This is a genomic window from Chryseobacterium polytrichastri (genome assembly GCF_900142445.1).
Lineage (GTDB): Bacteria > Bacteroidota > Bacteroidia > Flavobacteriales > Weeksellaceae > Chryseobacterium > Chryseobacterium polytrichastri.
Genome location: NZ_FRAV01000006.1, coordinates 106352 through 119557 on the forward strand (window position 1 = coordinate 106352; position 13206 = coordinate 119557).

Sequence of the window (13206 nt, forward strand, 5' to 3'; positions counted from 1 at the left end):
ATTGAAATGAAACCAATAACTATCCTTACACTGTCTTTGATATTTAACTTATCTTTTGGACAAACTCAGAACCTTGTTACTCCTGAGAAAATTGAAAATACTGTTCAGAAAAACCATTTGAATACCATCCTTCTTTTAGATAAAGTGGTTGCCCTAGAAAACCTTAAAGAAAATGACATTCCTAAAAATATCAATTTCCAGGAAGATAAAGACCTCGACCTCAGAGTTTTTATGGATAACTCTTTGGTAAATTATTTACATGAACTTGATCCTGCCCTAACCGCTGATGAATTGCTCAAAAAAGGAAATTACCAGTTCTCTTTTTTAGTTGATGGAAAATTGATCTATGTGGAAAATCTAAATACTGGCGCCGGAACTGTAGAAAATAAAAAGATAAAAACAAACTTTAGAATTCCTTTAATAAGTACTGGTAATGAAGATTCTTGGGGGAAATATTTATGGTCTCGTTTTTATTTGGTTCATGGAGGCATCGATGCTCTGACTGCAGGAAATCATCTTCTAAAAATAGAAATCCGTCCTTATTTAAAATCAACATCAGTAAAAACAGGGCGACTTATTGCAAAAGGCGAAATTAATCTTACGGTTCCTAAAAAAAATATTAGCGAACAACAAATTGCCCTTCAGCCTATCAAAGCAGAAAGCGGATGGGAAGTTTCCACAGATAAATTCAAAACAGAAAAAATTAGAGCTTTAAATCAAAAAATCGCAGAAAACAGATTCAGAGATATCACCAGCATTGTTGTTATTAAAAATAAAAAACTGCTTATTGAAGAATATTTCAACAATTCCGGAAGAGATAGTTTACAAGATACCCGTTCTGTAGGAAAGTCATTTGCCTCTGCATTAGCGGGAATCGTCATTAAAGAAGGCTATTTAAAGAATGAAAATCAAACGCTTAGAGAGTTTTATCATTTAAAAGAATTCCAACATTATGCCCCGAAGAAAGATAGCGTAACACTTAAAAGTCTGTTGACAATGAGTTCTTCTTTTGAAGGTAATGACGATGATGATGATTCTCCAGGAAATGAAGAAAACATGTACCCTACCGATAACTGGGTGAAATTTGCACTCGATGTTCCCATGACCGATCATAAGATTGGCAAAAAATGGAGCTATTTCACTGCGGGTGTTGTTGTTACCGGAGATATTTTAGATCAGAAGGTTCCAAACGGGCTAGAATCTTACGCCAAAGAAAAACTTTTTAATCCGTTAGAAATTAAAACTTATCAATGGCAATATACTCCACAGCATAAAATTTCATTAGCTGGAGGTATAAGAATGAATAGCTTAGACTTTGCTAAATTTGGGCAACTGTACAAAAATAACGGAGAATGGAAAGGCAAAAAAGTAATAGATAAGGCTTGGATTAAGAAATCATTCAGCAATTATTTTTCTGAAAATAAAGACTTTGAAGGGTATGGATACCTATTTTGGAGAAAGGTATATAAAGTAGGAAACAAAAGTTTTGAGGCCTACCAATGCAGCGGAAATGGTGGTAACAAAATTATTATGTTTACAGAAATTCCTTTAGTGATCGTAATTACAGCAAAAGCTTATAATAAAGCGTACGCCCATCCACAATCTGAAAAAATAGTTCAGGAATATTTATTACCCGCAGTTTATGAGTAATCTATACAATATAAATAATTGGAAATGAGTAATGGAAAGATGATGGTTTTATTAGCTATCATCTTTTTTTGGAAATAGAAAATTTATTCGTCTTTTTTAGAAGAAACTAAAAAGACATCAATAAGACCTTCAGGAAGCATCATTTTGATGGTTCTTTCTTCTCTATCAACTTCCAGAATCCAGTCTTTGATCATAGGAATAACAACTTCTTTCCCGTCTAAGTTTGTAACGAAATAAACCTGAGCCGTCTGATCATTTACTGATCGAATAACACCACAGTCATTATCATGCTCATCAAGAATATTATATCCTATGATTTCGTGATAATAAAATTGTTTCCCTGTAAGTTTTGGCAATGTAGCAAGCGGTAAGAATACGCTTTTCCCTAAAGATTGGTCTACTAAAGCCTCAGAAGAGTTTTTAAAGGCAAGGTTCAGAGCATCTAATTTGCTCCAAGATGATTTTGCAATAAAAAAAGGAACCAATAATCCGTTGATCTCAACGAATATTGATTCCAGTTTATTGTAAAGCTCGGGCTGGTCTGTGTCCAATTTAAGGATCACATTACCCGCAAGGCCGTGTCTGCGTGTGATTTTTCCTAGTAAATAGCAATCTTCTTTACGCATAACAGGGATTTTTAAGCTTCAGTGTTTTCTTCAGTTTCAGTAGCAGCAGGAGCTTCTCCTTCTGTAGCTTCAGCAACAACTTCTTCAGCAGGTGCGTTAGCAGCTTCTTCAGCAGCCTTAGCATCAGCAATAACTTGTGCAGCAGCAGCAACTCTAGCTTCGTTTACTTTAACTTCAGCTTCTAATGCAGCTTTCTTAGCATCAGACTGAGCTTTAGATAAACCTTCTACTTTACCTTGTACTTTTTGTTCTTTAGTTTCTAACCAAGCAGCAAATCTTTTTTCAGCTTCAGCCTCGTCAAAAGATCCTTTAGCAACACCACCTTGTAAGTGTTTTTTGTAAAGTACTCCTTTGTAAGAAAGAATAGCTCTTGCAGTATCAGTTGGTTGAGCACCGTTGTTTAACCACTTTACAGCAGAATCAACGTTCAAATCGATAGTCGCAGGGTTAGTAATTGGGTTGTAAGTACCTAGTTTCTCGATGAATCTACCATCTCTTCTAGCTCTAGCATCTGCAACCACGATGTGGAAAAAAGGTCTCCCTTTTGATCCGTGTCTTTGTAATCTGATTTTTACTGACATAATGTTTGAATTTTACGGGAACTCGTCCCAGTTAAATATTTAAGAGTGCAAAGATAAATAAAATTTTCAATTCTACGATCAATAAATACAACAATTTATCAGCCTAGCAATGTAATAATGCTTTAATGGGCTTTCATTGATAAATTTGTAAACGTTATTCCTTACTTTTTCTTCTAATAATTATTCCCGCAAAGTTTGTCATTCTGAAAGAGTCTGAACATAGTATTAGAAAATCGTCTGGAAAAATTCGTGTCTAGATCCTTTCAGGATGACAAAGATTATGGTTACTAGTTCTTAGAGAGAACGACAAAATTATCTGGTGGCTGAGGCTCCCGAAGCCACCATTCCTAAAACTCTAGCCCCGATTGGAACGACATCCTTTTTTGTTGCGGCCGGAGCGAAGCGGAGGCCGTAACAAAAAAGATACAGTGGAAAGCGGGAAATAGCTCCTTAAAATAATTCGGCGAATTCAAAAGCCTCTAAAAAAAGATTTAAACAGATCCATTGTTAAAGTGATCAACCTTTCCCATGTAGAAAAGCCCAAGACATTTCTGATTTTCTTCAATAGTTAAAGAATCTTTCAAATGATCTACGATTTTAGGAGAGCTCCAATAGCAGCCAATATTATTTGCTGTACATGTTAAATACATATTCTGAACTGCCATAGAAACAGCAGCGATTTCTTCCCATTCAGGAACCATTCCGCTGAAATTAACAATAATAGAAACTACAGCATCTGCTTTATTAATTTTAAAGCCAATATCATTATATTTTTTCTCTAAAAATAAATGTTCGGGTTGAGAAGCCTTATAAATAGTCTGCATTTCTGAAGCTAGTTTTGCCTTTTCTTCTCCTTTGAAAATCTTAAAACGCCAAGGTTTCGTACGTTTGTGATTGGGAGCAAATGTTGCTGAATGTAATATCTCATTAATAATTTCCTGAGATATTTCTGTTTCAGTGTAATCTTTTGGAAAGATGCTTTTTCTTTGCTCTATGATTTCTTTTAAAACTTCTGCTTTATTCATAGATACAAAATTACGAAAAAGTTGATCGTTGACGGCTGCAAGTTGCAGGTTTTCTGTTATTAGCTAATAAATTTTCAGATCCTTCCTTCGTCAGAATGACAGTATGGAAACAATTCATATTTCTTACAACACTTCTACGATTTTCTGATGAATCTTATTCAAAGTAAAATCATCACCTGGTTTCATGCCCATCATTTTTTTAGCCATTGGACTTTCGGAAGAAATAGCATAAAAGCGATCACCCTCAAAAAAGAACTCTCCCAAAGAAACCGAAATATAAAAACGAGCTTTATTGGTAATCACAATTGATCCCAACTGTACTCTTTCTGTACTCGTATTTAACACTTTTGCCATATTGCGCTGAAGATCATTTAAAGCAGCAAGCTGTCTTTGCATTTGGTAAATTTCCTCTTGCATTTCTTCTCTCATACTATCATATTTCGGAGTTTTTTTGATATCGCGGCTTGCATCCAAGGTAAACTCGATAAAATTTTTCAACTTTTCAATCTTTTCTGCAATCACGGTTTTTACATAATTTCTTATATCATTTTTCTCAAATACAATCTTCTCCATAAATCGAATTCTTTACATAAAGATAATATTTTTTTGAATACTATTTTATTTTTGATATTCTAAAAACTTCAAATAATCAAAATAATTACTCCTCATTTCTTGAAAAAAAAGTATTAAAAAAGCCTTGTAAAATTTACAAGGCTCTCATTTTATTTTTCTACCAATGCTTTCAAATTATTCAACCCTTCTTCGTAGGATTTTCCCATTTGGTAATCCATTATCGGTCTCATTATTTTCATCATTGGATCTTGCTCGGTATCCATAGTCCACAACACTTTTGTGGAATTTCCTTCAGAAGACAAAACAATCTCAGAGGTTGCCTGCCCTTCAAAAGGTTTGGCAAAGATCATCTCTGTTTTCTGCTTTTCATTTAAAACCAATTCTTTAATTTCCTGACAGCCCGCTCCTGCATCATCATTTTTACTGTCCCAACAATATTTATCTCCCACTTCTCCGGAAGTTCCGGTATACGTGATTTTCATTGTTTTATCTAATTTCATCCAAGGATTCCATTCATTAAATGCCTTCATAGAACTTATCTGCTGCCATACTTTTTCTTTCGGAGCTTTTACTACCACAGATTTTTCATAATGGTAATTTTTACCGAAAGCCAGCATTGCAATTATGGCATATGCAATAATTAAAAGAATAATTACCCCAATAGTTTTTAAAATTGTTTTCATAGTTTGAATATTTAAAAGTTAGTTTTTAACCACATTAAGTTTGAAGTATGTTGTCAAAAGTAATCATTCCGCCTCTATCTCAACTTTACTTATGACAAGACATTAAAGATAAAACATTTTGTAGCAACTTTGTACCGACCTATTATTTTTGAGAATTGCTTTATTCTTTCAATAAAACATACTATACATCAGGATTCAAAATAGTAAACATTATTCTTTTGTATCGGCTACTCTAAATTTTTAATGATTGCATTTATCTTAGAAGCAACAATGATTTTGTGAAAAGGTTTAACCGGAAAAAAATATAGTTTTCCCCACCAATTATTGTATTGCACAAGAGTTGTAATGGTTAGTTTTCTTTTTTTATTTAGCAAATTATGATCATCCAACAATAAGGAAACCCTGAAATTCAAATGGCTATCATCCTCCCCAATAATTATTTCATTATGGGTTTTGTGAAAAATTTTAAAAAGTCCGATTTGATCTCCCGGCTCATATTTTAGATCTTTAGCATGTTCATTTTGACCTTCAGGAATTTTTAATCCAAAAATTTTGACAATCCTATTTCTCAATGAAAACAGTTTTTTGATCCATGTTGAACTGCTCGTGAAGAACAGCTTTCCTATTTGGCCTGAGTTCAGGTTTTGGTCTTTATGGATAAACTCTTTCACAAAGGAATCTCCATAATCGAAATGTTGATTATTTAATAATGACTCTTCAGGTATTTTCAGCATCATATCATTTTACTTGTATTCAAAACTAATTATTCTGACAGTAGGATGACTTGCCCTATGACAAGATTATTAAAGATGATGCACTTTTTGTCACACCATCTCATTAAGGCATTATTTTTGAGATTTCAACAACCAAATCAATACGATTTATTACATTTACAATCATTAAAAATCGAACAATGAATATTTTAACAGAAAAATTTAACACACCATATCATTCAGCGCCATTCAATTCTATTAAAAATGAAGATTATCTTCCCGCTTTTAAAGAGTTAATTCAAACATCAGAAGAAGAAATCAATACTATTGTCAATAATTCAGAAGAACCCACTTTTGAAAATGTCATTGAAGCATTGGCGTATTCGGGAGAACAATTGGATGCGGTTTCTAATATCTTTTTCAATTTAAATTCTGCAGAAACAAGTGACGAACTTCAACAGATCGCTCAGGAAGTTTCTCCGATCTTAACAGAATATTCATCAAAGATTTCTCAAAACGAAGCACTTTTCAACAAGATTAAAAAAGTGTACGACGAGAAAGAAAAATATAATCTTAATGAAGAGCAACACATGCTTTTAAATGAAACCTACAAAGGTTTTGTGAGAAGCGGTGCTTTACTGAACGAAGAAGACAAAGAAAAATTAAAGAATATCAGCATGGATTTATCTTTAAAATCTCTGCAATTCGGGCAAAATGTATTGGCCTCTACCAATAATTATTTCAAACATATTACGAATAAAGAAGATCTGGCAGGAATTCCCGAAGCCATTATCGAACAATACGCAGAAGAAGCGAAAGAAAGAAATCATGAAGGTTGGGTTGTGACATTGCAATATCCAAGTTACCTTCCGCTGATAACCTACGCTGAAAACCGTGAATTAAGAAAAGAAATTGCCTTAGCCAATGGTAAAAAATCTTTTGACGGTGGCGAATTTGACAATCAAAATCTTATCAAAGAATTGCTTACTCTAAAACAACAAAAAGCTGAATTATTAGGCTATGCAAATTATGCAGACTATGTGTTGGAAGAAAGAATGGCAAAATCTCCAACCAAGGTATTGGACTTTTTAAATGAGATGCTAACGAAAGCAAAGCCTTACGCTGAAAAAGAAATTGAAGAATTAAAATCATTAGCAAAAGCTGATGGAATAGACGAAATACAAGGTTATGATCATACTTTTTATGCTGAAAAACTTCGTAAAGCAAAATATGATTTAAACGATGAGGAATTAAAACCTTATTTCCCATTAGATCAGGTTCAAGATGCTGTTTTTGGTTTGGCTCATCAATTATTCGGGTTAACCTTTGAAGAAAGAAACGATATTCCAAAATATCATGAAGATGTGAAAGTGTATGAAGTCAAAGAGAATGGCGAGTACAAATCGTTGTTATACGTCGACTATTTCCCAAGAAAAGGTAAAAGAGCCGGAGCCTGGATGACGAGCTACAAAAATCAGTATAAAAAAGATGGTGAAAACTCCCGTCCACATATTTCTATCGTTTGTAATTTCAACAAACCGACAAAAGATACACCGAGTTTATTGACGTTCCAGGAAGTGACGACTTTATTCCATGAGTTTGGTCACGCTCTTCACGGAATGTTGGCTAACACGCAATACCCTACCCTTTCAGGAACTTCTGTAAAATGGGATTTTGTTGAATTGCCTTCTCAGTTTCTGGAGAATTTTTGTTACGAACCTGAGTTCTTAAAAACTTTCGCAAAACATTATAAAACAGGTGAAGTTCTTCCCGATGAAAAAATTCAAAAGATTGAACAGTCTAAAAACTTTATGGAAGGCTATCAAACGATGAGACAATTAGGTTTCGGAATTTTGGATATGAATTATCATACAAAAGTTGCAGAGTTGGAAAATGAGACTGTAAAAGAGTTTGAAGATAAGTACACCAAAGCAACACAACTTTATCCTTCAAATCCTGAAACGGCCATGAGCCCGAGTTTCTCCCATATTTTCCAAGGTGGATATTCTGCGGGATACTATTCTTACAAATGGGCAGAAGTTTTGGACGCTGATGCTTTCCAGTATTTTAAAGAAAACGGAATTTTTAATCCTGAAATCGCCGCAAAATATAAAATCCTTCTTTCTTCCGGCGGAACAAAAGATCCAATGGAATTGTATAAGAATTTCAGAGGAAGCGAACCGAAAGTGGAAAGTTTGTTGAAGAGGGCGTTTGGGTAAAAAATAAAATATTGAAAACCATTAAGCCTTAATTAAAGCTTAATGGTTTTTAATTTAATAAAAAATCAATGAAAATAATTAGAGATATTGTCTGTCAAGTTTATTATGATACGAAATCATCCGGAAAAATTTTTGAGCTTCTGAACTTTTATTTACCGAAATATAAACCTTTGAATTTAGATTATACTTTCAGAATTGATAGCGAGGAAGGATTTAGTAGTAATCAGGAAATGATTGATTATTTTGTGAATACAAGTAATATTGATCAAACGTTTTATTGGAATCAATCTACAGATAATCCTGATAATATTTATTTTGGTGTAAATATTACAAACGATAACAAAACTGTATTTAGCTTAACAATTGATGGTACAATTGAGCAAGCAGAAGTTTATTTAAATGATTTAAAACAAAAACTTGATTCCGATATAGGTTTCATTAGTTTTGTCAATCCTGCAGAATATTATAATGGAATAGATTTTAAAAATAAATATTCATTTTAAATAATAACAATATATCCCTCTGGCTAGAAAATAAAAAAACACAGCAATATGCAACAAAACAAATACGACAACACTTCCTTTTTCAAACAATACGAAAAAATGCTCCGTTCTCAAAAAGGATTGGAAGGTGCAGGAGAATGGCCTGCTTTGAAAAAAATGTTGCCTGATTTTTCAGGGAAGGATGTTCTTGATTTGGGCTGTGGTTTTGGTTGGCATTGCAGATATGCTATTGAAAATGGGGCAAAATCTGTTATTGGAATTGACCTTTCAGAAAAGATGCTTGAAAAAGCGAGAGAAATCAATGCTCTGGAAGGTATTCACTATGAAAGAAAAGCCCTTGAAGAAGTAGATTATCCTGCTGATAAATTTGATATTATTTTAAGCTCTTTGACTTTCCATTATATAGAATCATTTGATACCTTGGCGCAAAACATTTACAAATGGTTGAAACCGAACGGACATTTTGTGTTTTCAGTGGAACATCCTGTTTTTACAGCACAGGGAAATCAGGATTGGGCTTATAATGAAAATGGAGAAAAGCTGCATTGGCCTGTGGATAATTATTTCATAGAAGGAAAAAGAAATACTACTTTTTTAGGTGAAGACGTTGTAAAATACCACAGAACTTTAACAACGTATCTCAACAGCCTTTTACGACAAGGTTTTAAAATCAAAGAAGTAATTGAACCAGAACCGAGTGAAGAAATGCTGAAAGAGTTTTCAGAAATGAAAGATGAATTGCGCAGACCGATGATGCTATTGATTTCTGTAGAAAAGTAACTCAGTTTTTAAAATTAACTTACACTGAAAAAAACTATATTTATCTAAAAAAACGTAACTATTATGTTCAACTTCTTAAAGAAAAAGAAAGCTAAAGTACATATTAATTCTGTTTCTATTCCTCATTTCGGATGGGATAAAGTAGAAGAAAATGAGTCTAGAATTATTTGGGTAAATCCTGAACAAAATGCTTTAATTTCATTATATTTTTTTGACCTTCAGCCTGATCTACCTACCATAAAAGATACTAATCATCTGAGAGATTTTCATAGGAAATCTATTGCTGCATCAGGCGGTGGAATTATTGAAGTAAATACTTTCAAAGTACAAAATATCCCTAGTGTAAAAACTATTTTTAAAATTCCTCAAGCCGAAAGTGGAATGACTTATATTGCTTCCGTGACAATTCCTTTTAAAAACTGCAGTTTCGTGATCAAAGTACAAGCAGTTGAAGCGGGAACAACCGGAATTCGAGATACCGTTATTTTAAGTAAATTATTAGAAAGCGAAGAAGTTTCTTTTGATAATGATGATCTTCAAAACTGGTTCGAAGATCCTTATGATCCTACTTTTAAAGAAGGAACTTTAATGAACAAATCTGAGCAGGAAAAATATGATGCAGAATTCCCTCAGCATCCTTTGACTATTGCACGGATTTCAATTAGCAAAGCCATCCAGGAAGTCGTTTTCAAACCTGAAATAAAAGATCTTCCTGCTTTTAAATAATTTTAAAGACCTATGAACTTCTCACTTATAAAGAGAGCCAAATATCATGTGTAAACAAGAACCGCTACATACGCTATAGAATAATATCATCAACAAGCTTTTGAGTTTTCAAAGGCTTTCTTTTTTTTTTAATGAATATATCCTGATTTTTTCATACTTTTATTTCAACAATCTGTCAACACAAACAGGTGAAAATCTAACCCATGAAAACAATCAAAAAGCTATTCCCTATATTTTTTATTTCTTTCCTTTTATTATCCTGCAATACCGTTTCTGAAAAGAATATAAGTGAAAACGAAAAACTGATTACCAATTATTTTGAGCTTTTCAACAAGCATCAATGGGAAAATTTATCCAATCTATATATTGACAATGCTGAATTCAAAGATCCTTCATTAGGAACCGGAATTGTAAAACAGACCAAGAAAGATTTTGTGAAAAAATATTCAGAACTAAACCAACTTTTTCCTGATTTAAAAGATAAAATCATTCAGATTTATCCATCCGGAGAAAATAACATCATCGTAGAGTTTATTTCTACGGGATCAGGTCCTGGTAATTCAAAATTTGAGCTTCCCATTTGTACCATATTCACTATAGAGAATGGGAAAATTACCAAAGATTTTACGTATTATGACAATATTGAATAATTAAAAAATATCAAAAAAACAATCTGAAATTTATCCCTAATTTTTATGAACAGTATGCATACAAGAAAACTTGAACAGAATATAATCATCCTTTTGATGATCTTCACCATCAATCCAATTTTTGGACAAAAAAAAGAATTTCGGGATACAAAAGTTGATACACTTACTTTTTTAAACAATAGAAAAATATTAAACAGCTTAAACACCAATAAATTTCAAAAGAAAATATTCATAGATAATGACATTCAAATTCCTTACAGATTTTTAACGCCTAAAAATAATCTCGTAAACAAAAAATATCCGTTGGTTATTACATTTCATAACTCTTCAAGAATTGGCAATGATAATGAAAATCAGCTTGAGCCCTTTGCTAAAATCTGGTTACGCGATGAAATTTATGAGAAATACCCTTGTTATGTTGTTGCACCACAATTCAATACACGATCCACAAATTATGAGATCAATGGAGAAGGTATTCAAGTTTCAAAACCATCCAACGAGGTTTTTGCTTTATTGAAATTGATTACAAATCTTAAAAAAGAATATCCCAATATAGATACCAACAGAATCTATCTGATTGGTTATTCAATGGGAGGTTCCACAGCTCAAAATTTAATGAGTTTACAACCTAATACATTTGCTGCGATGGTTTCTGTTGCCTCCGTTCCGGATTTGTCGAATCTTAATGCAATTAAAGAAAAAAACATCTGGTTAATCCACGGCAAAAATGATGATGAAAACCCATATATTGGCAGCGTAGAATTATTCAATAAACTTCCTTCCGACAAAAAATTGATTTTCACAACATTCACCAATCTTAATCATAACAATATTGTGATTCCGTTTTTGATTACAGATGAAATTCCGAAATGGTTATTTGAAAAACGCAAATAAAAAATATTTTACTTATTACGATAATTTTGACGAAAAAAAACTGCATAAAAAGATAAGTAATGATTGATTACCAATTATTGGACTGTAAGTAAAATTGCATATCAACTAAGATTTGAATATCAGCCGTCAATTACTCAAATATTAATGGGTTGCTTCAGGAGATTGTTTTTCCTACCTTCGTTTTTAATAACAAAGGAAATTTATTACATCATAAAATGTAATATAAAAAAGCATTGAACTGTCTTATACAAAACCCCCATAACCAATTGATTATGAAAACACTGATATCCTTTCTTGCTTTTTTTTATTCCGTACATACTTTTTCTCAAAATAATAACAATTATGAACAAAAATTAGACGAGTATTTCTTAGCTTTAACGGAAATTAAAAATTTCAATGGAAATGTAATTGTAGCAAAAAACGGGGCAAAAGTTCTCGACAAAACATATAATATTACTGGAGAAAATGATAGTTTAAAAATAAATCATAACAGTAAATTTATTATTGCATCAGTGTCTAAGATCTTTATACGTTACGGGATATTAAAACTTTTAGAACAGGGGAAAATAAATTTGTCAGACAAAATAACTAAATTCATTCCAGATTTTCCAAACGGCAATAAAATTTCGATCGAACAATTGATGGATCATAAATCTGGCCTGCCCAGAGAAATTAAAGATTATGAAAAGTACGATCATCTTAAGCTAGACAAAATCATAGAACTTGCAAAGCGAGAATCTTTAGAGTTTGAACCTGGTACTAAAACTTTATATTCTAACGTTGGATACTTCGTTTTACATTATATTATTGATAAAGTTTCTAATAATGGATATTGGGATTTTATGCAGTATGAGATTATTAAAAAATATAAGCTGAATCATACCGGAGAGTTCAATAACACCCAATCTATTTCTGATTTTGCATATGGCTTCTCAACTGAAAATGGCAAAATAGTTCCTGTTTCCCGAAATAGTATCAATAGATTTGAAACCGGAAATTATTTTTCTACCATTGATGATCTTTATCTCTTCAGTCAACAACTCCTTACAGGAAAATACATTAAAAAATCTCTAGCTCTTAAAATGTTTGGAGAAAAAGGCGTGTTGATACAGGCTGGAGGAAGACCAGGCTACAGAGCATATTATTATCAAAATATTACTTCTAAGATTACGTTTATCTTTGTATCAAATTATACTGATATTCCATTCCAGGAAGTTACTGGTGATGTCATCAATATATTGGATGATAAGCCGTATGAAGTTCCAAAGAAAATTTATAAAAATGCCATTGCTCTTTCTCCTGAAGTTTTAAAAAGATATCTCGGGAAATTTGAATTGGAAGCAGACAAAACGCAAACCTTTACTGTTTCTTTAGAGAATGAGCAGTTAAGCATTACAGATAGTGACGGCGAAAAGACAAAGATCTATCCGGAATCAGAATTTTCTTTTTTTGATAATCCTGAATCTAAAGACAGTTATAATTTCATTAATCATGATGGAAAGTATAATCTCGTTATTATTTCAACTGGGATTACATTGAAAACTATAAAAATTGAATAATAAATACATCTATATTTTTAAATA

At 32.4% G+C, this 13206-nt stretch carries 14 protein-coding genes; 8 read left to right on the forward strand and 6 right to left on the reverse strand.

Annotation, left to right across the window (positions count from 1 at the left end; translation table 11 throughout):
- Positions 1 to 6 precede the first annotated feature (6 nt).
- A complete protein-coding gene (locus BUB80_RS05340) occupies positions 7 to 1650 on the forward strand; it encodes a serine hydrolase domain-containing protein (RefSeq protein ID WP_073291626.1) in 1644 nt (547 codons plus the stop codon).
- 83 nt (positions 1651 to 1733) lie between these two features.
- Here BUB80_RS05340 and rimM read toward each other — a convergent pair whose 3' ends face one another.
- The 6 genes from rimM to BUB80_RS05370 form a co-directional block, all read right to left on the reverse strand.
- The gene (gene rimM, locus BUB80_RS05345) at positions 1734 to 2276 is read right to left on the reverse strand and encodes a ribosome maturation factor RimM (RefSeq protein WP_073291627.1); all 543 of its coding nucleotides are present in this window, start codon (positions 2274 to 2276) and stop codon (positions 1734 to 1736) included.
- An 11-nt stretch (positions 2277 to 2287) separates the two neighbouring features.
- Positions 2288 to 2857 carry a 30S ribosomal protein S16 gene (locus BUB80_RS05350; RefSeq protein WP_073291629.1) on the reverse strand — a complete coding sequence of 190 codons (570 nt, stop codon included), beginning with the start codon at positions 2855 to 2857 and terminating at the stop codon, positions 2288 to 2290.
- Positions 2858 to 3348: 491 nt separating this feature from the next.
- A complete protein-coding gene (locus BUB80_RS05355) occupies positions 3349 to 3882 on the reverse strand; it encodes a nitroreductase family protein (RefSeq protein WP_073291630.1) in 534 nt (177 codons plus the stop codon).
- Positions 3883 to 4005: 123 nt separating this feature from the next.
- Positions 4006 to 4455: a GreA/GreB family elongation factor gene (locus tag BUB80_RS05360; RefSeq protein WP_073291632.1), complete on the reverse strand. Its 450-nt coding sequence runs from the start codon at positions 4453 to 4455 to the stop codon at positions 4006 to 4008.
- A 149-nt stretch (positions 4456 to 4604) separates the two neighbouring features.
- Positions 4605 to 5138: an SRPBCC family protein gene (locus tag BUB80_RS05365; protein ID WP_073291634.1), complete on the reverse strand. Its 534-nt coding sequence runs from the start codon at positions 5136 to 5138 to the stop codon at positions 4605 to 4607.
- A gap of 227 nt (positions 5139 to 5365) precedes the next feature.
- On the reverse strand, positions 5366 to 5875 hold the full coding sequence (locus BUB80_RS05370) for a DUF2867 domain-containing protein (protein ID WP_083547067.1): 510 nt from the start codon (positions 5873 to 5875) through the stop codon (positions 5366 to 5368).
- Positions 5876 to 6051: 176 nt separating this feature from the next.
- Between BUB80_RS05370 and BUB80_RS05375 the strand changes: the two genes are divergently transcribed.
- The 7 genes from BUB80_RS05375 (at position 6052) to BUB80_RS05405 (ending at position 13182) form a co-directional block, all read left to right on the forward strand.
- Positions 6052 to 8070 (forward strand): M3 family metallopeptidase, encoded by a 2019-nt coding sequence (locus BUB80_RS05375; RefSeq protein WP_073291636.1) that lies wholly within the window; start codon positions 6052 to 6054, stop codon positions 8068 to 8070.
- A gap of 68 nt (positions 8071 to 8138) precedes the next feature.
- The gene (locus tag BUB80_RS05380; RefSeq protein WP_073291638.1) at positions 8139 to 8573 is read left to right on the forward strand and encodes a hypothetical protein; all 435 of its coding nucleotides are present in this window, start codon (positions 8139 to 8141) and stop codon (positions 8571 to 8573) included.
- Positions 8574 to 8621: 48 nt separating this feature from the next.
- Positions 8622 to 9353 (forward strand): class I SAM-dependent methyltransferase, encoded by a 732-nt coding sequence (locus tag BUB80_RS05385; RefSeq protein ID WP_073291640.1) that lies wholly within the window; start codon positions 8622 to 8624, stop codon positions 9351 to 9353.
- 63 nt (positions 9354 to 9416) lie between these two features.
- Positions 9417 to 10079, forward strand: a complete 663-nt coding sequence (locus tag BUB80_RS05390; RefSeq protein ID WP_073291642.1) for a hypothetical protein — start codon at positions 9417 to 9419, stop codon at positions 10077 to 10079.
- A gap of 203 nt (positions 10080 to 10282) precedes the next feature.
- Entirely contained in the window at positions 10283 to 10729 is a 447-nt protein-coding gene (locus tag BUB80_RS05395) for a nuclear transport factor 2 family protein (protein WP_073291644.1), read from the forward strand.
- Between the two features lie 54 nt (positions 10730 to 10783).
- Positions 10784 to 11623, forward strand: a complete 840-nt coding sequence (locus BUB80_RS05400) for a carboxylesterase family protein (RefSeq protein ID WP_139262545.1) — start codon at positions 10784 to 10786, stop codon at positions 11621 to 11623.
- A 272-nt stretch (positions 11624 to 11895) separates the two neighbouring features.
- Entirely contained in the window at positions 11896 to 13182 is a 1287-nt protein-coding gene (locus BUB80_RS05405; protein ID WP_073291648.1) for a serine hydrolase domain-containing protein, read from the forward strand.
- Positions 13183 to 13206: the final 24 nt, after the last annotated feature.